Here is a 23680-nt window from a genome sequence, read left to right on the forward strand (position 1 = left end):
ATGTGAGAGTAGGTCATCGTCAAGATTAAATTCCGAAACCCCTGATTGCTAACGCAATCAGGGGTTTTGTTTATGTAGAAGTCCATGAATTTCACCGGCACGTTGCTAGCGCAACGGACTGGTACACAGAATTTCTTGACGACCATAGAGCATTGGAACCACCTGATCCCATCCCGAACTCAGCAGTGAAACGATGCATCGCCGATGGTAGTGTGGGGTTTCCCCATGTGAGAGTAGGTCATCGTCAAGATTAAATTCCGAAACCCCTGATTGCTAACGCAATCAGGGGTTTTGTTTTAGGCGGTCGAAAAGAATCGCGCACACCATCATGCGAAAACTTTATCGCGCAGTAAGCATGGCTCATGCTCGGTCGTGTGTGTTGTTAGTTACTTGCCCAGGTTTTGATTCATCAAATTATCCAGAACAGATAATTTATTGGCAGCCTGCCATTCTTGTAAATGCTTGCACCCTGTTTGATTAACTTCTGCGAGGTTGCTGCGTAAGTCGCATGTTATGAACCATTTTTGTCGAAGCAACGGATACTTTGCAAAGTCCTCCCGGGTGAGAGGTTCTAGAGTGGGTAGGTAGAACACTGACAGCACTACCAGAGCGGCCGCGCCAGCACCAATAAAGTGGTTTTTATAACTCATACTAACTTTCCGCACGTGAGAGTGTTCGACGTTCAAGCAGAATTAACAATCACTGTTAAATGCTTAGGGCTTGGCTGACTGTAGATGAAAAATGGATCGGTAAAAGATCCAGTTTTGACGTATTTCATAGTGCCATTCAGTGCGGTTATCCTCGCGGACGTGCCAACCGTGCTTTCAGGATGAACTAGACCGCGGTGCAGGACCCCTAGCAACAGGTGCTTCGTCTTAGTCTTCGCGGGGACTTACTGCGCGCTGGCAGCGGGGAGTCATGGTAGCCACGGCGCCTTGCGTTGAACACGCCGGACAGGAGGCAGTTAAGTGAACACTTCGAAGACGATCGCAGGTGGCTCGCACAGCTCGATGCTGTCGATGATCTTGGTATTCAATGGCCGGGACATCAACCATCGGGTTATCGGCCTGCAGCGGCTGTCTGCGTCTGTTTGGCTGGACTCCGCCGAAGATGCCTTTGCAGGCCATAGCCGCCACACCGCACCGACCTGCGCTTTTGGATGTAGTGGATGAGGCGGCACCACAGCCTTGAATCTGGCTGCGGCAGGTCGATGTACCGGGTACCCATGGCCTTGCCATCCTTGATCAACTGCGCCGCAAGTCTGGCATGTCGAGTCATTATTGATGGATCACCAGGCTCTGGATGCCTACAAGGCACTGTGGAATCAGGAAAGCCGGCAGGTGGTTCACGATTTACCTTGTCTGACGCCAGAGGAGCGTAGGTTGTTCGATGAGCTGCGCGACAACCGACTGGGCATTGGGTCAGGTTGGAGCAGGAGCATGTGGGGTTGGGTCGGTTGGCGAACGCGCTGTCATTGATAAGTCGTTTATCGAGTACGCGCTTTTGTTGAAGATCATGTGCGGCGAGCGATAAACCAGCTGGCTATTCACTTTTCTACAGACGAAAAAAAGACCTTGAAATTCAAGGTCTTTCTTTAAGATGGTGCCCGAAGGAGACATAGTTTATGTCATATATTCCGTGCCCTGCAGCCCTTTTTTGCAGCAAGGGATACAGACAGGGGTACAAGTTTTGGATGGGTACCTGGTACCTATATCCGCGAAGGAATGATGTCCATACAGCATGATTGGCCGGCTTTCTTCAGTGAGTCGATCACGGCAGCGTAAATTCTTACTAATTCTGCACACATTCGGGCGCTATCACTGTGATCAAGCTTGTAGGAGGGCAGTCCAGAAGGCAGCGTGATATGGAAGTCTTCGCCTTTGAGCTCATGGTCGATCGGTGCTTTGCTCACGCCCATGTTATGCACGGTATTACGCAAAGCTGCATAGCTCCTGATGAACTGTCGATCGCGTTCCATCGACGGCCGCGTGTAAGATTTTATCTTCGAGAAAACAAAATCTATTTCCCCTGCACCTGATTGCCCCCCGCCGACCTTCCCCATTTTTTCTAGAAGCTGCTCTCGCAGCGCTTCATCCATGGCGCCGTTGTACTCTTTGATAAACTCCTTGAGCTTGGCCTTCCTCTTGCTTGGGTGTTCGGTTTCATTCTCGCGTAGAGCGACGTAAATTTTCGACATCCAGAACTCAAAGGTCGAATAGGTACTGATGGTGAAATCGAGATAACAGCGGCCCACATATCGATCTCGATAGCTGTAAGTCGCGCTTTGGTAGTCATCGTTGGCCCTCCAAAGGGTAGGAAAGTCTTCGCGTTTACGATTGCGTTCGAGGATTACGTCAAAAATTCTCTCCGTTGGCCCCCGTTCGACAAAACATGACGTGGCTTCGTCATTGACGAAGTTGTAGATCAAGGCATCAGCTTCATCTGATATGCCGAGAAAGAACGATGTGTATTGCATGTCGTTTTCGAGCGAGTAGTTTTTTTGCAGCTGTGTTTGTTGTTCCAGGCAGAAGCCTTTCAAGAGCAAAAGATGAGCAATGCGATCCAATTGATGTTCGTCGAACTCGAAGTGTTGTCGGTGTGCCAAGCTTTTCATCCCAGTCAGCGCACAATGCGCTGTCTCCTTCAGTGTGTGATGTATTCACAGGTCAGCTTCGGAAGACTCTCCGATAGAGTCGACCATGGGTTGTGTCGACCACTTTACGGGGTGAGATGCTCGAACGCTCTACCTTGGCTTTTATTCTGCGCACGATGGTGCAAGCCCGCTCCCACAGGGGGCAGTGATGAACCGTGAACAGCGTGCTATTCACTTTTCTACAGACGAAAAAAAAGACCTTGAAATTCAAGGTCTTTCTTTAAGATGGTGCCCCGAGGGAGACTCGAACTCCCACTCCTTTCGAAAACGGATTTTGAATCCGCCGCGTCTACCAATTCCGCCATCAGGGCTCAATGGCGGCGAAGTATAGAGATGAGATTACCGTTGGTCAATCACGTTTCATGGTCTATTTTCACTATTTCCGCTAGACTCCCCGGCCCTGCTAGACGAACCCTATCATGCGCGTTGCTGACTTTACTTTTGAGCTCCCTGATTCGCTGATCGCTCGCCACCCTTTGGCCGAGCGTCGCGCCAGTCGACTGCTAACCCTGGACGGGGTGAGCGGTGCCCTCGCACACCGTCAATTCACTGATTTGCTTGAGCATTTGCGCCCAGGCGATTTGATGGTGTTTAACAATACCCGGGTGATTCCGGCACGGCTGTTTGGCCAGAAAGCGTCCGGCGGCAAGCTGGAAATTCTGGTGGAGCGGGTGCTGGACAGCCATCGCGTGCTGGCCCATGTGCGCTCCAGCAAGTCGCCGAAACCGGGTTCGAGCATCCTCATCGATGGCGGTGGCGAAGCCGAGATGGTTGCGCGCCATGATGCGTTGTTCGAGCTCAAGTTTGCCGAAGAAGTGTTGCCGCTCTTGGAGCGTGTCGGCCATATGCCGCTGCCTCCCTATATCGACCGCCCCGACGAAGACTCGGACCGCGAGCGCTACCAGACGGTTTACTCCCAGCGCCTGGGTGCTGTGGCCGCGCCAACGGCCGGCCTGCACTTCGACCAGCCGCTGCTGGATGCGATTGCCGCCAAGGGCGTCGAAAGCGCTTATGTGACCCTGCACGTGGGGGCCGGCACGTTTCAGCCGGTGCGTGTGGATAACATCGAAGACCACCATATGCACAGCGAATGGCTGGAAGTCAGCCAGGAAGTCGTGGATGCGGTGGCAGCGTGCAAGGCGCGCGGCGGTCGCGTGGTGGCGGTGGGTACCACCAGCGTGCGCTCGCTGGAGAGTGCGGCGCGTGATGGTGTGCTCAAGCCGTTCAGTGGCGACACCGATATCTTTATTTTTCCGGGCCGACCATTCCATGTGGTCGATTGCCTGGTTACCAATTTCCATTTGCCGGAATCCACGCTGTTGATGCTGGTGTCGGCCTTCGCGGGTTATCCCGAAACAATGGCGGCGTATAAAGCCGCCATCGATAATGGATACCGTTTTTTCAGCTACGGTGATGCGATGTTTATCACCCGTAACCCTGCGCCGACTGCTCCTAAAGAAGCGGGCCTTGAGGAACAACTATGAGTCGTATGTCGTTTGAACTGTTGGCCACGGATGGCAAGGCTCGTCGTGGTCGCCTCACGTTTCCGCGTGGCACCGTAGAAACCCCGGCCTTCATGCCGGTTGGCACCTACGGCACCGTCAAAGGCATGCTGCCGCGTGACATCGTCGCCACTGGCGCCGAGATCATCCTGGGCAACACCTTCCACCTGTGGCTGCGCCCGGGCACGGAAGTGATCAAGAAGCATGGCGACCTGCATGACTTCATGAAGTGGCAAGGCCCGATCCTCACCGACTCCGGTGGTTTCCAGGTGTTCAGCCTGGGCGCTATGCGCAAGATCAAGGAAGAGGGCGTGACTTTCGCCTCACCGGTGGACGGTTCCAAAGTGTTCATGGGCCCTGAAGAGTCGATGCAGGTGCAGCGCGACCTGGGCTCCGACATCGTGATGATTTTTGACGAGTGCACGCCATACCCTGCCGATGAAGACGTGGCACGTATTTCCATGGAGCTGTCGTTGCGTTGGGCTCAGCGCTCGAAAAACGCCCATGGCGACAACACCGCTGCGCTGTTCGGTATCGTCCAGGGTGGCATGCACGAAAGCCTGCGCAAGCGCTCGCTGGAAGGTCTCGACAAAATCGGCTTTGACGGCCTGGCCATCGGCGGTCTGTCGGTGGGTGAGCCCAAGCACGAGATGATCAAGGTGCTGGATTACCTGCCGGGCCTGATGCCCGCTGACAAACCTCGTTACCTTATGGGCGTTGGCAAACCGGAAGATCTCGTAGAGGGTGTGCGCCGCGGTGTGGACATGTTCGATTGCGTGATGCCAACCCGTAATGCCCGCAATGGGCATCTGTTCATCGATACAGGCGTGCTGAAGATCCGTAACGCGTTCCATCGCCATGATGATTCGCCGCTGGATCCCACCTGTGACTGCTACACCTGCCAGAACTTCTCGCGGGCTTATCTGCACCATCTGGACAAGTGCGGGGAAATGCTGGGTAGCATGTTGAATACCATCCACAATTTGCGTCACTACCAAGTCCTGATGGCTGGTTTGCGCGAGGCTATTCAACAGGGTACATTGGCCGCCTTCGTCGATGCCTTCTATGCCAAGCGCGGGCTTCCTGTGCCGCCCTTGGACTGAGTTTTCCGACCCTAAGATTCACTATTTGCAACTGGAGTGCTAAATGAGCTTTTTTATCTCTAATGCCATGGCTGACGCCGCTGCGCCTGCCGCTGCCGGCCCAATGGGCGGTGGTTTCGAGTGGATTTTCCTGGTCGGCTTCCTGGTCATCTTCTACCTGATGATCTGGCGTCCACAGGCCAAGCGTGCCAAAGAGCAGAAAAACCTGCTGGGCAGCCTGCAGAAAGGCGACGAAGTTGTGACCACTGGCGGTATCGCCGGCAAGATCACCAAGGTTTCCGATGCTTTCGTGGTTCTGGAAGTTTCCGACACTGTAGAAATGAAGTTCCAGAAGGGCGCCATCGCTGCCACGCTGCCAAAAGGCACGCTCAAAGCGATCTGAGTAACAACTTTTACCAATCGACGGGGCGCGCAAGGCGCCCCGCGTTATAAGCGGGCGGCGTGATGCTGAACAAATACCCTCTGTGGAAATACGTACTGATCCTGGCGGTGCTGGCGATCGGTTTTATTTATTCCGCTCCCAATCTTTATCCTGATGACCCTGCGATCCAGATCACTGGCGCCAGCACTACGCTGCAGGTCAATCAGGCTGACCTCGACCGTGCGAGCAAAGCGCTCACCGACGCCGGTATCCAGGTAAAAGCGGCAACCTTGGCGTCCGATGCGAAAGGCGGTTTGTTGCGCCTGACCAAGGCAGAAGACCAGTTGCCGGCCAAAGACGTCGTGCGCAAGGCCATGGGTGATGACTACGTTGTCGCGCTCAACCTGGCACAGACCACGCCAAAATGGCTGCGCAACATTGGCGCGCACCCGATGAAGCTGGGTCTGGACTTGTCCGGTGGTGTGCACTTCCTGCTGGAAGTCGACATGGACAAAGCCCTCGACGCACGCCTGAAAGTCTATGAAGGCGACGTGAAGAGCCTGCTGCGCAAAGAGAAGGTGCGTTATCGCAGCCTGCCGCAGCTCAACGGTGCCATCCAGCTGGGCTTCTCTGATGAAGCGACCCGCGAACAGGCCCGTGCCCTGGTGCGCAAGAATTTCAATGATTTCGACATCGTACCGGCTGACCTGAATGGTCAGGCTGTACTGCGTCTGGCGATGACCCCGGCCAAGATCGCGGAAATCCGCGAATACTCCATCAAGCAGAACTTGACCACGGTACGTAACCGCGTCAACGAGCTGGGTGTGGCTGAGCCGATCGTGCAGCGTCAAGGCGCCAACCGCATTGTGGTTGAGCTGCCGGGCGTACAAGATACTGCTGAAGCCAAGCGTATCCTGGGTAAAACCGCCAACCTGGAATTCCGTCTGGCGGCTGAGCCGGGTGCGACTCGCGCGACTGCTGAAGAATTCGAATTCCGTGAGGGCAACCGTCCTCCAGCGCTGATCGAACGTGGTTTGATCATCACCGGTGATCAGGTAACTGACGCCAAGGCCGGTTTCGATTCGCAGCACGGTACGCCGGAAGTGAACATCCGTCTGGATGGCCATGGCGGTGACCTGATGAGCCGCGCCACGCGCAGCAACGTCGGTCGCAGCATGGCGGTGATCTTCATCGAGCAACGCCCGGTCACCACCTACACCAAGCAAATGGTCGACGGTGTCGAGAAAGACGTGCCGGTGCAGACCTTCAAGGAAGAGAAGAAGATCATCAGCCTGGCGACGATCCAGTCGCCGCTGGGTGCTCAATTCCGCATTACCGGCCTGAACGGCCAGGGCGAATCGTCCGAGCTGGCACTGCTGCTGCGTGCTGGTGGCCTGGCGGCGCCGATGTACTTTGCTGAAGAACGCACCATTGGCCCGAGCCTGGGTGCCGACAACATCACCAAGGGTGTCGACGCGGCCTTGTGGGGCATGCTGTTCGTATCCTTGTTCATCATCGCCATCTACCGCTTCTTCGGCGTCATCGCTACCGTGGCCCTGGCGGGCAACATGGTGATGCTGCTGGCACTGATGTCGCTGCTGGGCGCAACGCTGACCCTGCCAGGTATCGCCGGTATCGTACTCACCATGGGTATGGCGGTAGACGCCAACGTACTGATCTTCTCGCGTATTCGTGAAGAGATTGCCGCGGGCATGACCGTACAGCGTGCAATCAACGAAGGCTTCGGCCGGGCATTTACCGCGATTCTCGACTCCAACCTGACCACTCTGCTGGTCGGCGGGATTCTCTTTGCCATGGGCACCGGCCCCGTCAAAGGTTTTGCGGTGACCATGTCCCTCGGTATCTTTACCTCGATGTTCACGGCCATCATGGTGACCCGCGCAATGGTCAACCTGATCTTTGGCGGGCGTGACTTCAAGAAGTTGTGGATTTAAGGGGCTGCCATGTTACGTACAATCAACTTCATGGGCGTTCGCAACATTGCGTTCGGCGCCACAGTGCTCCTTACCGTTCTGGCGTTGTTCAGCTGGTTCCATAAGGGCCTGAACTACGGTCTGGACTTCACCGGCGGTACGCTCATCGAGCTGACCTACGAGAAGCCGGCCGACGTTACCCTGGTGCGCAGCGAGCTGGTCAAGGCCGGCTATCACGAAGCCATCGTGCAGAGCTTTGGTGCTACCACTGACCTGCTGGTGCGTATGCCGGGTGAAGACCCGCAGTTGGGTCATCAGGTAGCCGAAGCCTTGCAGAAGGTCGGCGGTGACAACCCGGCGTCGGTCAAGCGCGTCGAGTTCGTAGGCCCGCAGGTGGGTGAAGAGCTGCGCGACCAGGGCGGCCTCGGCATGCTGATGGCGTTGGCCGGCATCATGGTCTACCTGGCGTTCCGCTTTCAGTGGAAGTTCGGCGTCGGCGCCATTGTGTCGCTGATCCACGACGTTATCGTTACCGTGGGTATCCTGGCGTACTTCCAGATTACCTTCGACCTGACGGTGTTGGCGGCGGTGCTGGCGATCATTGGTTACTCGCTCAACGACACCATCGTGGTATTCGACCGGGTTCGTGAGAACTTCCGTGTACTGCGCAAAGCCACGTTGATCGAGAACATCAACATCTCCACCACCCAGACCCTGCTGCGGACCATGGCGACGTCGATCTCCACCTTGCTGGCGATTGCTGCGCTGATGATCTTCGGTGGCGACAACCTGTGGGGCTTCTCCCTGGCGCTGTTCATCGGCGTTCTGGCGGGTACCTACTCGTCGATCTACATCGCCAACGTGGTGCTGATCTGGCTGAACCTCAACAGCGAAGACTTGATCCCGCCTGCCGCTACCGGCAAGGAGGTCGACGACCGTCCTTGATGGGTGTTCGTTGATACGCTGTTACAAAGAAGGCGCGAGTATTGAACTCGTGCCTTTTTTTTTGCTCCAAGGCTGGGTATAGCGCGGACGTTTCGGTCCGCTTGTGATGGTCAGGAGGTTCACGTGAACAAGTCGTTACTGGTTGGTGCGGTATTGGGTGCTGTCGGTGTGACTGCCGGGGGTGCTGTTGCCACCTACAGCCTGGTAAAAAGCGGCCCTGAGTATGCGCAAGTGCTGGCAGTGCAGCCGGTGAAAACCCAGATCAAAACCCCTCGTGAGGTCTGCAAGGACGTCACAGTGACTCGGCAGAAGCCGGTGCAGGATCAGCATCAAATCGTCGGCACCGTGGTCGGTGCGCTGGCCGGTGGCCTGTTGGGCAACCAGGTCGGTGGCGGTAATGGCAAGAAGCTGGCAACCGTAGCCGGTGCGGTCGGTGGTGGTTACGCCGGTAACAAGGTGCAGGAAGGTATGCAGAACCGCGATACCTATACCACCACGCAGCAGCGTTGCAGCACCGTCAACGACATCAGTGACAAGGTGGTTGGTTATGACGTGCGCTACAACCTGGACGGTAAGGAAGGCTCCGTGCGTATGGATCGTGATCCGGGCGGCCAGATTCCAGTGGATAAGGAAGGACGTCTGATCCTGGGTCAGAACCAGCAATAAGGCTGATATCATCCAAGTGTGGGAGCTGGCTTGCCTGCGATAGCGGTGGGTCAGCAACCCATTAGTTAGCTGGCAGACCGCTATCGCAGGCAAGCCAGCGCCCACATTGGATTGTGTTGGCTGCTGGGATACCAAATCCCAGGCACAAAAAAAGCACCCCTGGGGGTGCTTTTTTGTGCTCGCTCGCTTAACGCTTCAGCGAAGCCGGCAGGTGCGGCTGGATCGCCGTCAGTACCGCCTTGAAGCATTTGGTGTTGCCCGCCACTACGTGGCCTTTCTCCAGGAAGTCGTGACCACCGGTGAAGTCGCTCACCAAGCCGCCAGCTTCCTGGATCAGCAGGGCGCCTGCAGCCATGTCCCACTCGGACAGGCCCGACTCCCAGAACGCATCAAAACGACCGGCGGCAACATACGCCAGGTCCAGGCTGGCAGCGCCGGCGCGGCGGATGCCGGCGGTCTGGCCAACCAGGGCGCGGAACATGCCCAGGTAGTTTTCCAGGTTGTCCATCTGGTCGTCACGGAACGGGAAGCCCGTGCCCAGCAGGGCACCGTCCAGGCTGGTACGGCCACTGACACGCAGGCGACGACCGTTCAACTGGGCGCCACGGCCACGGCTGGCGGTGAATTCTTCCTGGCGAACCGGGTCGAGTACGACGGCGTGTTCCAGGCGGCCACGGTATTTGCAGGCAATGCTCACTGCAAAATGTGGGATGCCGCGCAGGAAGTTAGTGGTGCCATCCAGTGGGTCGATGATCCACAGGTAGTCTTCGCCTTCGCCGCTGCCTTTGTGCAAGCCGGTTTCTTCACCGAGGATGCCGTGGGTAGGATAGGCCTTGCGCAGCGCGTCGATGATTTTTTGCTCGGCGGCGCGGTCCACCTCGGATACATAATCCTTGGCGTCTTTTTCGTCGACCTTGATGGTATCCAGGCGCTCGATGGAGCGGAAGATCAATTCACTGGCGCTGCGGGCGGCGCGCAGCGCGATATTCAGCATGGGCTGCATGGATGTGTCACCTAAGGTTGTTAAAGAAAGCCGGGCATTCTAGCAGAAACTTTCTTCAGGTGAAGGACGACGTTAGCTTTCATGGCATAACCTTAGGCTGTTCTGTAAGATTTGCTCCCCTTTCCCGTGTCCGAGAGCGCCTCCCTTGCTGCATAACATCCGTGTCGTCCTCGTCAATACCAGTCATCCCGGCAACATCGGCGGGGTGGCGCGAGCCATGAAAAACATGGGGCTGACGCGCCTGGTGCTGGTCGAGCCGCGCGTGTTCCCGCACCACGAAGCCGATGCCCGTGCGTCCGGCGCCAATGACATCCTTGAAAAAGCCCAGGTCGTCGCAACCTTGGAAGACGCCTTGGTTGGCTGCAACCTGGTGCTGGGCACCAGTGCGCGCGACCGGCGAATTCCCTGGCCGCTGCTGGATCCGCGTGAGTGCGGCACCAAAGTAGTGGAAGAGGCCGCTGGTGGTGCCGAAATCGCATTGGTATTTGGTCGTGAAGACTCCGGCCTGACCAATGAAGAACTGCAGCGATGTCATTACCACGTGCACATTCCATCAGATCCTGAGTTCAGCTCGCTGAACCTCGGGGCAGCGGTGCAGGTGTTGAGTTACGAGGTGCGCATGGCCTGGCTGGCAGCAGAAGGCCAGCCGAGCAAGGTCGAGAAGGATGAAGTCGCATCGACCAAGAGTGGCGAGTTAGCCACCATGGACGAGTTGGAGCGATTCTATGAGCACCTGGAGCAAACCCTGGTGGCCATCGAGTTCCTCGACCCGGAAAAACCGCGGCACTTGATGGCACGCCTGCGTCGCTTGTACGGCCGTAGCTCGGTCAGCCGGGCAGAAATGAACATATTGCGTGGCATCCTCACGGAAACCCAGAAAGCGGCCCGTGGTGAGCTTCTTAAGCGGAAGGATTAAAAATGTTCGAGCGTTTGCGAGAAGATATCCAGAGTGTTTTCCACCGCGACCCGGCGGCGCGCAATGCCTTCGAAGTGCTGACCTGCTACCCGGGCATGCACGCAATCTGGATTCACCGCCTGTCCGGGATGTTGTGGGGCATGGGCTGGAAATGGCTGGCACGGCTGGTGTCGAACTTCGGGCGTTGGTTGACCGGAATCGAGATTCATCCGGGCGCCAAGGTGGGTCGTCGGTTCTTTATTGACCACGGCATGGGCATCGTGATCGGCGAAACCGCTGAAATCGGTGATGACGTGACGCTGTATCAGGGCGTGACCCTGGGTGGCACAACGTGGAATAAAGGCAAGCGTCACCCTACGTTGGGCGATGGCGTAGTAGTGGGGGCGGGCGCCAAGGTGCTTGGCCCGTTCACTGTCGGTGCGGGTGCCAAGGTGGGCTCCAATGCCGTGGTGACCAAAGCCGTACCGCCTGGCGCGACGGTGGTGGGTATTCCCGGCCGGATCATCATCAAGCCGGAGGTCGGCGACGAGCAGGAAGCCAAGCGCAAAGCCATGGCCGAGAAGATCGGTTTTGATGCCTACGGCGTCAGCGAAGACATGCCCGACCCGGTGGCGCGCGCCATTGGCCAGTTGCTAGATCACTTGCAAGCCGTGGATGGCAAGCTGGACGGTATGTGCGGCGCGCTCAAAGAGCTGGGCAGCAACTACTGTGCAAAAGATCTGCCTGAGCTGCGCGAAGAAGACTTCGCCGAGATCAAGAGCGAAGCCGCCACCACCAAGGCTGGCTGAAAACTCCCAGTCACTGCAAATCCCCTGTTGGAGCGGGCTTGCTCGCGAAAGCGGTACATCAGTCAGCATTTTCGGCGACTGATACGCCGCTTTCGCGAACAAGCCCGCTCCCACATTTGATCCTCATTGTGGCTGAGAGTGCAGGTTGTCCGTTCCCGCTGTTCGTCCTAACCCCACCCTGCTATGATTCGCGCGCCCTTTTTACGGGTAATCCTGACTAAAGTACTAGGTCTTATAGTTGACTTAAATACTCGGGAATCGCATACTTGCTCCCATTCTGAAACACCTTGGTACTTGTCCATGAGACTGACTACAAAAGGCCGATACGCGGTGACCGCCATGCTTGACCTGGCCTTGCACGCGCAAACTGGGCCGGTGTCCCTGGCCGATATCTCCGAGCGCCAAGGCATTTCCCTGTCCTACCTCGAACAACTGTTCGCCAAATTGCGCCGTAGCAACTTGGTCTCCAGCGTGCGTGGGCCGGGTGGTGGGTATCAATTGTCCCGCGATATGCAGGGCATTCAGGTAGCCCAGGTGATCGACGCGGTGAACGAATCCGTCGATGCCACCAAATGCCAGGGTTTGGGTGACTGCCACGCCGGCGACACCTGCCTGACTCACCACTTGTGGTGTGACTTGAGCCTGCAGATCCATGAGTTTTTGAGTGGTATCAGCTTGGCTGATCTTGTGACTCGCCGTGAGGTACAAGAAGTAGCCCAGCGTCAGGACCAGCGCCGTTGCAACACCAAGGCGCCGCGTCTGGACAAGATTGAAGCGTCCGCCGTCGAGTGACAGCCGAAGAGCTAACGGCACGCCAGCCAGCCTGATTTAGGAGAAAGTCCATGAAATTGCCGATTTACCTTGATTACTCAGCGACCACCCCGGTTGATCCGCGTGTCGCGCAAAAAATGAGCGAATGCCTGCTGGTTGACGGAAACTTCGGCAACCCAGCCTCCCGTTCCCACGTATTCGGCTGGAAAGCCGAGGAAGCGGTCGAGAACGCTCGTCGCCAGGTCGCGGACCTGGTGGGCGCCGACCCACGGGAAATCGTCTGGACCTCCGGTGCTACCGAATCCGACAACCTGGCAATCAAGGGCGCGGCGCATTTCTACGCGACCAAAGGCAAGCACCTGATCACCACCAAGATTGAGCACAAGGCTGTCCTCGACACCATGCGCCAACTGGAGCGTGAGGGTTTCGAGGTCACCTACCTTGAGCCAACCACCGACGGTATCGTCACCCCGGCCATGATCGAAGCGGCCCTGCGTGAAGACACCATCCTGGTTTCCGTGATCCACGTGAACAACGAAATCGGCACCATCAACGACATCGCAGCCATTGGCGAGCTGACTCGCTCCAAAGGCATCCTGCTGCACGTCGACGCTGCTCAGTCCACCGGCAAGGTCGACATCGACCTGTCCAAGCTGAAAGTCGACCTGATGTCGTTCTCTGCCCACAAGACCTACGGCCCTAAAGGCATCGGCGCGCTGTACGTGAGCCGCAAACCTCGCGTGCGCATCGAAGCCACCATGCACGGCGGCGGTCACGAGCGCGGCATGCGTTCCGGCACCCTGGCCACTCACCAGATCGTCGGCATGGGCGAAGCCTTTCGTGTCGCCAAAGAAGACATGGCTGCTGAAAACATCCGTATCAAGGCCTTGAGCGATCGCTTCTACAAGCAGGTCGAGAACCTTGAAGAGCTGTACATCAATGGCAGCATGACCGCCCGTGTACCGCACAACCTGAATTTGAGCTTCAACTACGTCGAAGGCGAGTCGCTGATCATGGCGCTCAAGGACCTGGCGGTTTCGTCCGGTTCGGCCTGCACCTCGGCGTCCCTTGAGCCTTCGTACGTTCTGCGCGCCCTGGGCCGCAACGACGAACTGGCACACAGCTCGATCCGCTTTACCTTCGGCCGCTTCACCACTGAAGAGCAAGTCGACTACGCCGCGCAGAAAGTCTGCGAAGCCGTCAACAAGCTGCGCGTTCTGTCGCCGCTGTGGGACATGTACAAAGACGGTGTCGATATCTCCAAGATCGAGTGGGCGGCACACTAAATATAGAAGCCGCCACCCAAGCTCTGTAAGAACGTGGCGGAAAACGCAGGCGTTTTTACAGGGTTCCAGAGCGGCCCTGATGAGTGAGGATTCAGTACCATGGCTTACAGCGAAAAGGTCATCGACCACTACGAAAACCCGCGCAACGTCGGCAAGATGAACGCGGAAGACCCTGATGTCGGCACCGGCATGGTCGGCGCTCCGGCGTGCGGCGATGTGATGCGCCTGCAGATCAAGGTCAACGACGCTGGCGTTATCGAAGACGCCAAGTTCAAGACCTACGGCTGCGGTTCCGCCATTGCCTCCAGCTCCCTCGCGACCGAGTGGATGAAAGGCAAGACCCTGGATGAGGCTGTCACCATCAGCAACACCCAGCTGGCCGAAGAACTGGCACTGCCGCCAGTGAAAATTCACTGCTCCGTGCTCGCAGAAGACGCCATCAAGGCGGCCGTTCGCGACTACAAGCAGAAGAAAGGCTTGATCTAAGCATTTGGCGACGAGTAAGGAGTCAACGATGGCTATCAGCATGACAGAAGCGGCTGCGCAGCACATTCGCCGCTCCCTGAATGGGCGCGGTAAAGGTGAGGGGATTCGTCTGGGTGTTCGCACCACGGGCTGTTCCGGCCTTGCCTACGTGCTGGAGTTTGTCGACGAGGTGGTCGAGGAAGACCAGGTGTTCGAAAGTCACGGCGAGAAAGTGATCATCGACCCTAAAAGCCTGACCTACCTGGACGGCACCGAACTCGATTTCGTCAAGGAAGGGTTGAACGAAGGCTTCAAGTTCAACAACCCCAACGTGCGCGGTGAATGTGGCTGCGGCGAAAGCTTCAACATCTGAGGCTATTCGTGGGTACTCCTTGTCATTTCGCTTTATTCGAGCTGCAGCCGAGCTTTCGGCTGGACCTTGAGCAGCTTGCCACGCGCTATCGAGAGTTGGCGCGTGGGGTGCATCCGGACCGCTTTGCTGACGCATCCGAGCGTGAGCAACGCCTGGCGCTGGAGCAATCGGCCAGCCTCAACGAAGCCTATCAGACGCTGAAAAACCCGCCCAAACGCGCGCGCTACCTGCTCGCGTTGAACGGTGGCGAGTTGCCGATCGAAGTCACGGTGCACGACCCGGACTTCCTGATGCAGCAGATGCAGTGGCGCGAAGAACTCGAAGACTTGCAGGACGAGGCTGATATAGCCGGTGTCGCGGTCTTCAAGCGTCGTCTGAAAGTGGCCCAGGATGAGCTCAATGAAAGCTTCGCAGCCTGCTGGGATGATGCAGCGCAACGTGAACAGGCCGAACGCCTGATGCGGCGCATGCAGTTCCTCGACAAGCTCACCTACGAAGTGCGCCAGCTAGAAGAGCGCCTCGACGATTAACCCAGTGCTGCCCGTGATGCACGCCTGATAGACAGATAAGACCTGATTACCATGGCCCTACTGCAAATCGCCGAACCCGGCCAAAGCCCTCAACCGCACCAGCGTCGCCTGGCGGTCGGGATTGACCTGGGCACCACCAATTCCCTGGTTGCTGCCTTGCGCAGCGGCCTGTCCGAGCCGTTGCCCGACGCTAATGGGCAGGTGATCCTGCCCTCCGCTGTGCGTTATCACGCGGATCGCACCGAAGTCGGTGAGTCCGCCAAGTTGGCAGCGTCCAGTGACCCGTTGAATACCGTGCTGTCGGTTAAACGCTTGATGGGTCGCGGTCTGTCCGACGTCAAACAATTGGGCGACCAGCTGCCGTACCGCTTTGTTGGCGGCGAATCCCATATGCCGTTCATCGACACCGTCCAAGGCCCGAAAAGCCCGGTGGAAGTGTCGGCCGATATCCTCAAGGTGCTGCGCCAGCGCGCAGAAAATACCTTGGGCGGCGAACTGGTCGGCGCAGTGATCACCGTTCCTGCCTATTTCGACGACGCACAGCGTCAAGCCACCAAGGACGCCGCGAAGCTTGCGGGCCTGAACGTGTTGCGCTTGCTCAACGAGCCGACCGCAGCGGCGGTGGCCTATGGTCTGGACCAGCACGCTGAAGGCCTGGTGGCTATTTATGACCTGGGCGGCGGCACCTTTGATATTTCGATCCTGCGCCTGACCGGCGGCGTGTTTGAAGTGCTGGCCACCGGTGGCGACAGCGCCCTGGGCGGCGATGACTTTGACCATGCCATCGCAGGCTGGATCATCACCAGTGCCGGTTTGTCGGCTGACCTGGACCCGGGCGCGCAGCGTAATCTGCTGCAAACCGCCTGCGCGGCCAAGGAAGCACTGACCGATGCCGCTGCTGTTGAAGTTTCCTACGGCAACTGGTCGGCTCAACTGACTCGCGAAGCCTTTGATGCGCTGATCGAGCCGATGGTCGCCCGCAGCCTTAAAGCCTGCCGTCGTGCGGTGCGTGATTCCGGTATCGAGTTGGAAGACGTGGCTGCAGTGGTCATGGTCGGTGGTTCGACTCGCGTTCCACGCGTTCGTGACGCTGTGGCTGAAGCCTTTGGTCGCCAGCCGTTGACTGAAATCGACCCGGACCAAGTAGTCGCCATCGGCGCCGCTATCCAGGCCGATACCCTGGCCGGCAACAAGCGCGAGGGTGGCGAACTGCTGCTGCTTGACGTGATCCCGCTGTCCTTGGGCCTGGAAACCATGGGCGGCCTGATGGAGAAGGTGATTCCACGCAACACCACCATCCCCGTCGCGCGCGCCCAAGACTTCACGACTTACAAAGATGGCCAGACGGCCATGATGATTCATGTGCTGCAAGGCGAGCGCGAGCTGATCAGCGACTGCCGCTCCCTGGCGCGCTTTGAATTGCGCGGCATTCCGGCGATGGTAGCCGGTGCGGCGAAAATTCGCGTGACCTTCCAGGTCGACGCCGATGGTCTGCTCAGCGTTGCTGCGCGTGAACTGGCCTCGGGCGTTGAAGCCAGCATCCAGGTCAAGCCGTCCTACGGCCTCACTGACGGTGAAATCGCCAAGATGCTCAAGGATTCGTTCCAGTATGCCGGTGACGACAAGGTCGCCCGCGTGCTGCGCGAGCAGCAAGTCGATGCCCAGCGCCTGCTCGAAGCCGTGCAGGGCGCGCTGGAAGTCGACGGCGAGCGTTTGCTGGATGCTGAAGAGCGCATGGTTATCGACCTGCAAATGCAGGAACTGGCCGAACTGATGAAAGGCAACGATGGCTACGCCATCGAGCAACAGACCAAGCGCCTGTCGCAAGTGACTGATGCCTTTGCCGCCCGCCGCATGGATCAGACGGTGAAAGCCGCACTGGCCGGGCGCAACCTGAATGAAATCGAGGAATAATTAATGCCGCAGGTCATTTTTCTGCCACACGCCGAGCATTGCCCGGACGGTATGGTCGTGGAGGCTGAGACCGGCAAGTCCATCCTCGAAGTTGCCCATGACAACCACATAGAGATCGAAAGTGCCTGCGGCGGTGTCTGCGCCTGCACAACCTGTCACTGCGTGATTCGTGAGGGTTTCAACTCTCTCGAAGAAGCGGACGAGCTGGAAGAGGACTTTCTGGATCGCGCCTGGGGCCTTGAAGCGACTTCTCGCCTAAGCTGTCAGGCAAAGGTCGGCACGGAAGACATTACCGTCGAAATTCCGAAATATTCCCTCAACCATGCAGCCGAAGCGCCGCATTGATTCAAGGAAATGTCATGAGCCTGAAATGGGTTGATGTACAAGAAATCGCTATACAACTTGCGGAAGCTCATCCTGAGGTCAATCCTCTTACCGTGAACTTCGTCAAGTTGCGCGACCTCGTAATGGCACTGCCAGAATTTGACGACATTCCTGACCGGGGTGGCGAAAAGGTCCTGGAGGCGATTCAGGGTCTGTGGATCGAAGAAGCAGACTGAGCCGCCTTTTTACGCAGTTAGGCAATACCCAATAACCCGCGTATAATTCGCGGGTTTAATTTTTCGTAAATTACCGTTTCTGGAGTTACACCATGGCTGTTCAACGTACTTTCTCCATCATCAAGCCTGACGCTGTTGCAAAAAACGTCATCGGCGAGATCACCACTCGTTTCGAAAAAGCCGGCCTGAAGGTTGTAGCTTCGAAACTCAAGCAATTGTCCAAAGCTGAAGCTGAAGGCTTCTACGCTGAGCACAGCGCGCGTGGCTTCTTCGGCGACCTGGTTGCCTTCATGATCTCCGGTCCTGTTGTTGTTCAGGTTCTGGAAGGCGAAAACGCTATCGCTCTGAACCGTGAGCTGATGGGCGCTACCAACCCTAAAGAAGCGGCTGCCGGCACCATCCGTGCTGACTTCGCTGAATCCATCGACGCCAACGCTGTACACGGTTCGGATTCCGAAGCCGCTGCTGCTCGCGAAATCTCGTACTTTTTCGCTGCTACTGAAGTAACCGCTCGCTAAGCATCGGCTTAAAGAGTGAGGGTGAATCCATGACTACATCGACTGTTAAAACCAACCTGCTGGGTCTGACTCAGCCGGAAATGGAGAAATTCTTCGACTCAATCGGGGAGAAGCGTTTCCGTGCCGGTCAGGTAATGAAGTGGATTCACCACTTTGGTGTCGACGATTTCGACGCCATGACGAACGTCAGCAAGGCCCTGCGCGACAAGCTCAAGGCCATTGCTGAGGTCCGTGGTCCCGAGGTTGTCAGCGAGGACATCTCCACCGACGGCACCCGTAAGTGGGTGGTGCGCGTGGCGTCCGGCAGCTGCGTCGAGACCGTCTACATTCCCCAGGGCAAGCGCGGCACTTTGTGCGTTTCGTCCCAGGCAGGCTGTGCCCTGGACTGCAGTTTCTGCTCCACCGGCAAGCAAGGCTTCAATAGCAACCTCACCGCCGCCGAAGTCATCGGCCAGGTGTGGATTGCCAACAAATCCTTTGGCAGCGTCCCGGCGACCGTCGACCGTGCCATCACCAACGTGGTGATGATGGGCATGGGTGAGCCGCTGCTGAACTTCGACAACGTCATCGCTGCCATGCATTTGATGATGGACGACCTGGGCTACGGCATCTCCAAGCGCCGTGTAACCCTGTCGACCTCCGGCGTGGTGCCGATGATTGATGAACTGGCCAAGCACATCGACGTCTCCCTGGCGTTGTCGTTGCACGCACCTAATGACGCATTGCGTAACCAATTGGTGCCAATCAACAAGAAGTATCCGCTTAAGATGCTGCTCGAATCTTGCCAGCGTTACATGGCGACTTTGGGCGAAAAGCGTGTGTTGACCATTGAGTACACCATGCTCAAGGACATCAACGACAAAGTTGAACACGCGGTCGAGATGATCGAACTGCTCAAGAACACCCCGTGCAAGATCAACCTGATTCCGTTTAACCCGTTTCCCCATTCTGGCTACGAGCGGCCGAGCAACAACGCCATCCGTCGTTTCCAGGATCAACTGCACCAGGCCGGCTACAACGTTACTGTGCGCACCACCCGTGGTGAAGACATCGACGCCGCCTGTGGCCAACTGGTCGGGCAAGTGATGGATCGCACCCGCCGCAGTGAGCGTTATATCGCCGTGCGCGAACTTAACGCCGCCGAAGATTTGCCGCAAATTGCTGTGAATCGAATCTGAGAGAGGATCTCTATGCCCTTGCGCCTTGCGCTGCTGCTGCTTTTTACCGGTCTTGCGGCCGGTTGTGTTTCATCGGGCCATGACAGCCCCATGCAAACCGGCAAAGGCCGTGACGAGGCGCGAATTGCCTATGTGCAATTGGGCTTGGGTTACTTGCGCCAAGGCATGAGCGAACAGGCCAAGGTGCCGTTGAAAAAAGCCCTTGAACTGGACGGCGACGATGCCGACGCCAATGCCGCACTGGCCCTGGTGTTCCAGGCCCAGGCCGAGCCTGAACTGGCCGACGCGTATTTTCACAAGGCCCTGGCCGCACGTCCTGCCGACCCAAGGCTGCTGAACAACTACGGCAGTTTTCTGTTTTCGCAGCAACGTTATGACCAGGCGTCCCGCTATTTCCAGCAAGCCAGTACCGATACCCTTTATCCTGAGCGTTCGCGAGTGTTCGAGAACCTTGGGGTGACCTCGATACGCCTTGGCCTACGCGACAGCGGCCGTCAGCAACTGGAAAAAGCCCTGCACCTGAACAGTCGCCAGCCTCGGGCGTTGCTCGAAATGGCTGAGTTGTCTTACGAAGACAGGCATTATGTGCCGGCACGTGACTTTTACGAGCGTTTTAGCCTGCTCAGCGGGCAAAATGCACGTAGTCTATTGCTCGGTGTGCGCCTGGCGACGGTTCATGAAGAACGCGACACGGCCGCACAGTTTGGCCAGCAACTCGAACGACTCTATCCCGGTACGCCGGAATATCAGCAATACCTGTCGGAGCAATGATGAAAGCGGCGCACCCCGAAGTTGTAGCAGCTAATCGCGTAAACCCAGGCGAGACCTTGCGTCAGGCCCGCGAAAGCAATGGTTGGTCGCTGGCAGAAGTGGCCCTCAAGCTCAATTTGACCGCCACGTCCCTGGGCAACCTGGAAGCCGGCGCGTTCGACAAGCTGCCTGGGCATACCTTCGCCCGCGGCTATATCCGCGCCTACGCCAAATTGCTGGGCATTGACCAGACTGTATTGGTCCAGGAATTCGACCAGTTCACCGGCACCGATTCCCAAGGCAGCAATGTGCATGGCCTGGGCCGCATCGAAGAGCCGGTACGGGTTTCCCACACGATTTTGCGGATTGTCAGCCTGTTGCTGCTGATTGCCGTGGTGGGTGGCGGTTTCGTCTGGTGGCAAGACCAGGCTTCCCAACGCACCAAGGACCTGACCAGCAACGCGATGGAGCACGTCGAAGTCGAAAGCGCCGACGGCACCACCCAGATCCATCCGCTGGATGAGCCGGAAGACCAGGCCGTTGCCCAAGGCCAAGCTACCTCGGAGGCGCCGGCCGCCACCGAGCAACCGGCACCGGAAGCGGGCAATGCACCTGCCGCCACCGCTGCTGTACCAGCCCCAGCCGTACCGGCTGCCCCGGTTGCCCAGGCGCATACACCGGCTGCTCCGGCTGCTCCGGCGCAGGCCCCAGCGACTAACGCACCAGTGGCCCCGGCCCCGGCTGCGATTTCGCCTCCCACCACCCCGGCATTGATCGCCGGCGACGGGCATCTCCAGATTACCTTCATCGCTGACTGCTGGACGCAAGTCACCGATGGCAATGGCAAAGTGCTGTTTAGCGGTCTGAAGCGTAAGGGAGATACACTTGACCAAGGCGGCAAGCCTCCTTTGACGCTGCGTCTGGGCTTTGCCCGTGGCGCGCAAGTGGCCTACAACGGCCAGCCTGTGGACGTGGCGCCGTTCACCAGTGGCGAGACCGCTCGCCTCAAGTTGGGACAATAGTCATGCACGGCGAATCTCCAATCAAACGTCGCGTATCGCGCAAGATCTGGGTCGGCTCGGTGCCGGTAGGCGGCGATGCCCCTATCGCGGTGCAGAGCATGACCAACAGCGACACCAATGATGTGGCCGCCACGGTCGCTCAGATCAACCGTCTGGAAGCGGCTGGCGTAGACATCGTGCGGGTTTCCGTGCCGGACATGGACGCTGCCGAAGCCTTTGGCCGCATCAAGCAACTGGTCAAGGTACCGCTGGTCGCCGACATTCACTTCGACTACAAAATCGCTCTGCGTGTGGCCGAGCTGGGTGTGGACTGCCTGCGCATCAACCCGGGCAACATCGGTCGTGAAGACCGTGTGCGTGCTGTGGTCGACGCTGCCCGTGACCGTGGCATTCCCATCCGAATCGGCGTCAACGCCGGTTCGCTGGAAAAAGACCTGCAGAAAAAGTACGGCGAACCGACCCCAGCCGCGCTGGTTGAGTCGGCATTGCGCCACGTTGAGCACCTTGAACGCCTGAATTTCCAGGACTTCAAGGTCAGCGTAAAGGCCTCCGACGTGTTCATGGCGGTAGAAGCCTACCGCCTGCTGGCCAAGGAAATCGTGCAGCCGCTGCACCTGGGCATCACTGAAGCGGGCGGTTTACGCTCAGGCACAGTGAAATCTGCGGTGGGTCTCGGTATGCTGCTCGCCGAAGGGATTGGCGATACTATCCGCATCTCCCTGGCGGCAGACCCCGTAGAGGAAGTGAAAGTCGGCTACGACATTCTCAAATCCCTGCGTTTGCGTTCCCGTGGCATCAACTTCATTGCCTGCCCGAGCTGCTCGCGGCAGAACTTCGATGTGGTGAAAACCATGAACGACTTGGAGTTGCGCCTCGAAGACCTGCTGGTGCCGCTGGATGTGGCGGTGATCGGCTGTGTGGTCAATGGGCCGGGTGAAGCCAAGGAAGCCCATGTGGGCCTGACTGGCGGTACACCAAACCTGATTTACATCGACGGCAAGCCGTCGCAGAAACTGACGAATGAGAATCTCGTGGATCATCTGGAAAAGCTGATCCGCGAGAAAGCAGCTGAAAAGGTTGCGGCTGACGCAGCGCTGATCGCGCGCGGCTAAGAACGAATTTAAGGATTAGATGTGAGCAAGTCTCTGCAAGCCATTCGTGGCATGAACGACATCCTGCCGGAGCAGACGCCACTGTGGCGCTACTTCGAGAGCACGGTCGCGCGCCTGTTGGATAACTACGGTTACAAACAGATCCGCATGCCGATCGTCGAGTTCACCGAGCTGTTCAAGCGCTCCATTGGTGAAGTGACCGACATCGTCGAAAAAGAGATGTACACCTTTGAAGACCGCAACGGCGACTCCCTGACCTTGCGTCCGGAAGGCACTGCTGCGTGCGTGCGCGCTGTACTGGAGCATGGCATCACCGGTGGTGGCCAAACCCAGAAGCTCTGGTACATCGGCCCGATGTTCCGCCACGAGCGCCCACAGAAAGGCCGCTATCGTCAGTTCCACCAGATCGGTTGCGAAGTCTTCAACCTGGATGGTCCGGACATCGACGCCGAGCTGATCGTGCTCACCTGGCGCCTGTGGGGCCAACTGGGTATCCGCGACGCCGTCAAACTCGAACTCAACAGCCTGGGCACCAGCGAATCGCGGGGCCGCTATCGCGAAGCCCTGGTCGAGTACCTGTCCGCCCACTTGGACAAGCTGGACGAAGACAGCCAGCGCCGTCTGAAAACCAACCCGCTGCGTGTTCTGGATACCAAGAACGCCGACACTCAGGCCGTACTGGTCGATGCGCCGAAGATGGCCGACTACCTGGACGACGAGTCGCGCACGCACTTTGAGGGCCTCAAGGCTCGCCTGGATGCGGCCGGTATCCCATACGTGCTCAACCCCAAGCTGGTGCGTGGTCTCGACTACTACAGCAAGACCGTGTTCGAGTGGGTCACCGACAAACTCGGCGCCCAGGGCACCGTGTGTGCCGGTGGTCGCTATGACGGCCTGGTTGAGCAAATGGGCGGCAAGCCGACCACGGGCGTAGGTTTCGCCATGGGCATCGAGCGGCTGATCCTGCTGCTGGAAACCCTGGAGCAAATCCCGGAAGAAATCTCCCGTCAGGTGGACGTGTACCTTTGCGCCTTTGGCGAGGCTGCTGAACTGGCAGCTTTGGCCCTGAGCGAAAAAGTACGCGACCAACTGCCGAACCTGCGCCTGCAGATCAATGCCGGTGCCGGCAGCTTCAAGAGCCAGTTCAAGAAGGCCGACAAGAGCGGCGCGCTGTATGCGCTGATCCTCGGCGATGACGAGCTGGCCCAGCAAGTGATAGGTTTCAAACCCCTGCGTGGCCAGGGCGAGCAACAGAACATTGCCTTTGATGCGCTCGCCGCGCACTTGGCCACCTGCGCCGTGCAGGGTTGAAGCTGTCGAACAGCCGAAT

At 57.9% G+C, this 23680-nt stretch carries 27 protein-coding genes, 1 tRNA gene and 1 rRNA gene; 25 read left to right on the forward strand and 4 right to left on the reverse strand.

The features are described 5' to 3' along the window. Window positions 1-134 precede the first annotated feature (134 nt). A 5S ribosomal RNA gene (rrf, locus tag K0H48_RS10100) occupies window positions 135-250 on the forward strand. Between the two features lie 136 nt (window positions 251-386). Here rrf and K0H48_RS10105 read toward each other — a convergent pair. Next, window positions 387-650 (reverse strand): hypothetical protein, encoded by a 264-nt coding sequence (locus K0H48_RS10105; protein WP_219267367.1) that lies wholly within the window; start codon window positions 648-650, stop codon window positions 387-389. 318 nt (window positions 651-968) lie between these two features. On the opposite strand from K0H48_RS10105, the gene K0H48_RS10110 reads away from it, so the two are divergent. Both K0H48_RS10110 and K0H48_RS31045 read left to right on the forward strand, forming a co-directional pair. Then, window positions 969-1172 (forward strand): hypothetical protein, encoded by a 204-nt coding sequence (locus tag K0H48_RS10110; RefSeq protein ID WP_219267368.1) that lies wholly within the window; start codon window positions 969-971, stop codon window positions 1170-1172. Between the two features lie 111 nt (window positions 1173-1283). Next, a complete protein-coding gene (locus K0H48_RS31045) occupies window positions 1284-1478 on the forward strand; it encodes a DUF2220 family protein (RefSeq protein WP_219267369.1) in 195 nt (64 codons plus the stop codon). A gap of 230 nt (window positions 1479-1708) precedes the next feature. Here K0H48_RS31045 and K0H48_RS10120 read toward each other — a convergent pair whose 3' ends face one another. Together K0H48_RS10120 and K0H48_RS10125 are read right to left on the reverse strand one after the other, a co-directional pair. Next, window positions 1709-2605 (reverse strand): hypothetical protein, encoded by an 897-nt coding sequence (locus K0H48_RS10120; RefSeq protein WP_219267370.1) that lies wholly within the window; start codon window positions 2603-2605, stop codon window positions 1709-1711. Window positions 2606-2879: 274 nt separating this feature from the next. Further along, window positions 2880-2964 (reverse strand) — tRNA-Leu (locus K0H48_RS10125). A gap of 108 nt (window positions 2965-3072) precedes the next feature. On the opposite strand from K0H48_RS10125, the gene queA reads away from it, so the two are divergent. From queA to K0H48_RS10155, 6 genes are all read left to right on the forward strand, one after another. Continuing rightward, window positions 3073-4137, forward strand: coding sequence for a tRNA preQ1(34) S-adenosylmethionine ribosyltransferase-isomerase QueA (gene queA / locus K0H48_RS10130; RefSeq protein WP_138453875.1), 1065 nt, complete (start codon window positions 3073-3075; stop codon window positions 4135-4137). Window positions 4138-4142: 5 nt separating this feature from the next. Then, complete coding sequence (tgt, locus tag K0H48_RS10135; RefSeq protein WP_003175976.1) at window positions 4143-5258, forward strand: tRNA guanosine(34) transglycosylase Tgt; 1116 nt, start codon at window positions 4143-4145, stop codon at window positions 5256-5258. 43 nt (window positions 5259-5301) lie between these two features. Continuing rightward, window positions 5302-5640, forward strand: coding sequence for a preprotein translocase subunit YajC (gene yajC / locus K0H48_RS10140; RefSeq protein WP_003175975.1), 339 nt, complete (start codon window positions 5302-5304; stop codon window positions 5638-5640). A 62-nt stretch (window positions 5641-5702) separates the two neighbouring features. After that, complete coding sequence (secD, locus tag K0H48_RS10145) at window positions 5703-7574, forward strand: protein translocase subunit SecD (RefSeq protein ID WP_219267371.1); 1872 nt, start codon at window positions 5703-5705, stop codon at window positions 7572-7574. Window positions 7575-7583: 9 nt separating this feature from the next. After that, the gene (gene secF / locus K0H48_RS10150) at window positions 7584-8498 is read left to right on the forward strand and encodes a protein translocase subunit SecF (protein ID WP_056858739.1); all 915 of its coding nucleotides are present in this window, start codon (window positions 7584-7586) and stop codon (window positions 8496-8498) included. Window positions 8499-8621: 123 nt separating this feature from the next. Next, a complete protein-coding gene (locus tag K0H48_RS10155; RefSeq protein WP_017135941.1) occupies window positions 8622-9164 on the forward strand; it encodes a glycine zipper 2TM domain-containing protein in 543 nt (180 codons plus the stop codon). A gap of 187 nt (window positions 9165-9351) precedes the next feature. On the opposite strand, the gene suhB is transcribed toward K0H48_RS10155, so the two are convergent. Further along, a complete protein-coding gene (gene suhB, locus K0H48_RS10160; RefSeq protein WP_003175971.1) occupies window positions 9352-10167 on the reverse strand; it encodes an inositol-phosphate phosphatase in 816 nt (271 codons plus the stop codon). Between the two features lie 145 nt (window positions 10168-10312). Between suhB and trmJ the strand changes: the two genes are divergently transcribed. The 16 genes from trmJ to hisS all read left to right on the forward strand — a co-directional run bounded on the left by trmJ (window position 10313) and on the right by hisS (window position 23661). Then, window positions 10313-11083 (forward strand): tRNA (cytosine(32)/uridine(32)-2'-O)-methyltransferase TrmJ, encoded by a 771-nt coding sequence (gene trmJ, locus K0H48_RS10165; protein ID WP_219267372.1) that lies wholly within the window; start codon window positions 10313-10315, stop codon window positions 11081-11083. Between the two features lie 2 nt (window positions 11084-11085). After that, the gene (gene cysE, locus K0H48_RS10170; protein ID WP_219267373.1) at window positions 11086-11871 is read left to right on the forward strand and encodes a serine O-acetyltransferase; all 786 of its coding nucleotides are present in this window, start codon (window positions 11086-11088) and stop codon (window positions 11869-11871) included. A gap of 300 nt (window positions 11872-12171) precedes the next feature. Further along, window positions 12172-12663, forward strand: a complete 492-nt coding sequence (iscR, locus tag K0H48_RS10175) for a Fe-S cluster assembly transcriptional regulator IscR (RefSeq protein ID WP_003194020.1) — start codon at window positions 12172-12174, stop codon at window positions 12661-12663. 50 nt (window positions 12664-12713) lie between these two features. Next, the gene (locus K0H48_RS10180; RefSeq protein WP_017135944.1) at window positions 12714-13928 is read left to right on the forward strand and encodes an IscS subfamily cysteine desulfurase; all 1215 of its coding nucleotides are present in this window, start codon (window positions 12714-12716) and stop codon (window positions 13926-13928) included. Between the two features lie 99 nt (window positions 13929-14027). After that, window positions 14028-14414 carry a Fe-S cluster assembly scaffold IscU gene (gene iscU, locus K0H48_RS10185; protein ID WP_003175965.1) on the forward strand — a complete coding sequence of 129 codons (387 nt, stop codon included), beginning with the start codon at window positions 14028-14030 and terminating at the stop codon, window positions 14412-14414. A 28-nt stretch (window positions 14415-14442) separates the two neighbouring features. Continuing rightward, window positions 14443-14766 (forward strand): iron-sulfur cluster assembly protein IscA, encoded by a 324-nt coding sequence (gene iscA / locus K0H48_RS10190; RefSeq protein WP_003209680.1) that lies wholly within the window; start codon window positions 14443-14445, stop codon window positions 14764-14766. Between the two features lie 8 nt (window positions 14767-14774). Further along, window positions 14775-15296: a co-chaperone HscB gene (gene hscB, locus K0H48_RS10195; protein WP_110621598.1), complete on the forward strand. Its 522-nt coding sequence runs from the start codon at window positions 14775-14777 to the stop codon at window positions 15294-15296. Between the two features lie 51 nt (window positions 15297-15347). Then, a complete protein-coding gene (gene hscA, locus K0H48_RS10200; RefSeq protein ID WP_219267374.1) occupies window positions 15348-17210 on the forward strand; it encodes a Fe-S protein assembly chaperone HscA in 1863 nt (620 codons plus the stop codon). Between the two features lie 3 nt (window positions 17211-17213). After that, entirely contained in the window at window positions 17214-17555 is a 342-nt protein-coding gene (fdx, locus tag K0H48_RS10205) for an ISC system 2Fe-2S type ferredoxin (protein ID WP_015885743.1), read from the forward strand. A 14-nt stretch (window positions 17556-17569) separates the two neighbouring features. After that, window positions 17570-17770: a Fe-S cluster assembly protein IscX gene (gene iscX / locus K0H48_RS10210; protein ID WP_032890702.1), complete on the forward strand. Its 201-nt coding sequence runs from the start codon at window positions 17570-17572 to the stop codon at window positions 17768-17770. A gap of 92 nt (window positions 17771-17862) precedes the next feature. Beyond that, a complete protein-coding gene (ndk, locus tag K0H48_RS10215) occupies window positions 17863-18288 on the forward strand; it encodes a nucleoside-diphosphate kinase (protein ID WP_003175956.1) in 426 nt (141 codons plus the stop codon). A 29-nt stretch (window positions 18289-18317) separates the two neighbouring features. Next, the gene (gene rlmN / locus K0H48_RS10220) at window positions 18318-19466 is read left to right on the forward strand and encodes a 23S rRNA (adenine(2503)-C(2))-methyltransferase RlmN (RefSeq protein ID WP_110621596.1); all 1149 of its coding nucleotides are present in this window, start codon (window positions 18318-18320) and stop codon (window positions 19464-19466) included. Window positions 19467-19478: 12 nt separating this feature from the next. Continuing rightward, on the forward strand, window positions 19479-20237 hold the full coding sequence (gene pilW / locus K0H48_RS10225; protein WP_138813943.1) for a type IV pilus biogenesis/stability protein PilW: 759 nt from the start codon (window positions 19479-19481) through the stop codon (window positions 20235-20237). Next, window positions 20237-21238 carry a RodZ family helix-turn-helix domain-containing protein gene (locus tag K0H48_RS10230; protein WP_219267375.1) on the forward strand — a complete coding sequence of 334 codons (1002 nt, stop codon included), beginning with the start codon at window positions 20237-20239 and terminating at the stop codon, window positions 21236-21238. The genes pilW and K0H48_RS10230 overlap by 1 nt, the downstream gene beginning before the upstream one ends. Before the next feature lie 2 nt (window positions 21239-21240). Beyond that, window positions 21241-22350, forward strand: a complete 1110-nt coding sequence (ispG, locus tag K0H48_RS10235; RefSeq protein ID WP_056858733.1) for a flavodoxin-dependent (E)-4-hydroxy-3-methylbut-2-enyl-diphosphate synthase — start codon at window positions 21241-21243, stop codon at window positions 22348-22350. Between the two features lie 21 nt (window positions 22351-22371). Further along, window positions 22372-23661 (forward strand): histidine--tRNA ligase, encoded by a 1290-nt coding sequence (gene hisS, locus K0H48_RS10240; protein ID WP_219267376.1) that lies wholly within the window; start codon window positions 22372-22374, stop codon window positions 23659-23661. Window positions 23662-23680 lie beyond the last annotated feature (19 nt).

This window comes from Pseudomonas sp. Xaverov 259, assembly GCF_019352915.1.
Classification (GTDB): domain Bacteria; phylum Pseudomonadota; class Gammaproteobacteria; order Pseudomonadales; family Pseudomonadaceae; genus Aquipseudomonas.

What these genes read in the sequence shown, in the direction of transcription:
- iscU (WP_003175965.1), top strand. Translation starts at nt 14,028, where the DNA reads ATGGCTTACAGCGAAAAGGTCATCGACCACTACGAAAACCCGCGCAAC.
- secD (WP_219267371.1), top strand. Translation starts at nt 5,703, where the DNA reads ATGCTGAACAAATACCCTCTGTGGAAATACGTACTGATCCTGGCGGTG.
- iscR (WP_003194020.1), top strand. Translation starts at nt 12,172, where the DNA reads ATGAGACTGACTACAAAAGGCCGATACGCGGTGACCGCCATGCTTGAC.
- ispG (WP_056858733.1), top strand. Translation starts at nt 21,241, where the DNA reads ATGCACGGCGAATCTCCAATCAAACGTCGCGTATCGCGCAAGATCTGG.
- K0H48_RS10180 (WP_017135944.1), top strand. Translation starts at nt 12,714, where the DNA reads ATGAAATTGCCGATTTACCTTGATTACTCAGCGACCACCCCGGTTGAT.
- ndk (WP_003175956.1), top strand. Translation starts at nt 17,863, where the DNA reads ATGGCTGTTCAACGTACTTTCTCCATCATCAAGCCTGACGCTGTTGCA.
- yajC (WP_003175975.1), top strand. Translation starts at nt 5,302, where the DNA reads ATGAGCTTTTTTATCTCTAATGCCATGGCTGACGCCGCTGCGCCTGCC.
- hscA (WP_219267374.1), top strand. Translation starts at nt 15,348, where the DNA reads ATGGCCCTACTGCAAATCGCCGAACCCGGCCAAAGCCCTCAACCGCAC.
- queA (WP_138453875.1), top strand. Translation starts at nt 3,073, where the DNA reads ATGCGCGTTGCTGACTTTACTTTTGAGCTCCCTGATTCGCTGATCGCT.
- pilW (WP_138813943.1), top strand. Translation starts at nt 19,479, where the DNA reads ATGCCCTTGCGCCTTGCGCTGCTGCTGCTTTTTACCGGTCTTGCGGCC.
- tgt (WP_003175976.1), top strand. Translation starts at nt 4,143, where the DNA reads ATGTCGTTTGAACTGTTGGCCACGGATGGCAAGGCTCGTCGTGGTCGC.
- K0H48_RS10230 (WP_219267375.1), top strand. Translation starts at nt 20,237, where the DNA reads ATGAAAGCGGCGCACCCCGAAGTTGTAGCAGCTAATCGCGTAAACCCA.
- iscA (WP_003209680.1), top strand. Translation starts at nt 14,443, where the DNA reads ATGGCTATCAGCATGACAGAAGCGGCTGCGCAGCACATTCGCCGCTCC.
- rlmN (WP_110621596.1), top strand. Translation starts at nt 18,318, where the DNA reads ATGACTACATCGACTGTTAAAACCAACCTGCTGGGTCTGACTCAGCCG.
- iscX (WP_032890702.1), top strand. Translation starts at nt 17,570, where the DNA reads ATGAGCCTGAAATGGGTTGATGTACAAGAAATCGCTATACAACTTGCG.
- K0H48_RS10105 (WP_219267367.1), bottom strand. Translation starts at nt 650, where the DNA reads ATGAGTTATAAAAACCACTTTATTGGTGCTGGCGCGGCCGCTCTGGTA.
- secF (WP_056858739.1), top strand. Translation starts at nt 7,584, where the DNA reads ATGTTACGTACAATCAACTTCATGGGCGTTCGCAACATTGCGTTCGGC.
- cysE (WP_219267373.1), top strand. Translation starts at nt 11,086, where the DNA reads ATGTTCGAGCGTTTGCGAGAAGATATCCAGAGTGTTTTCCACCGCGAC.
- fdx (WP_015885743.1), top strand. Translation starts at nt 17,214, where the DNA reads ATGCCGCAGGTCATTTTTCTGCCACACGCCGAGCATTGCCCGGACGGT.
- K0H48_RS31045 (WP_219267369.1), top strand. Translation starts at nt 1,284, where the DNA reads ATGGATCACCAGGCTCTGGATGCCTACAAGGCACTGTGGAATCAGGAA.
- suhB (WP_003175971.1), bottom strand. Translation starts at nt 10,167, where the DNA reads ATGCAGCCCATGCTGAATATCGCGCTGCGCGCCGCCCGCAGCGCCAGT.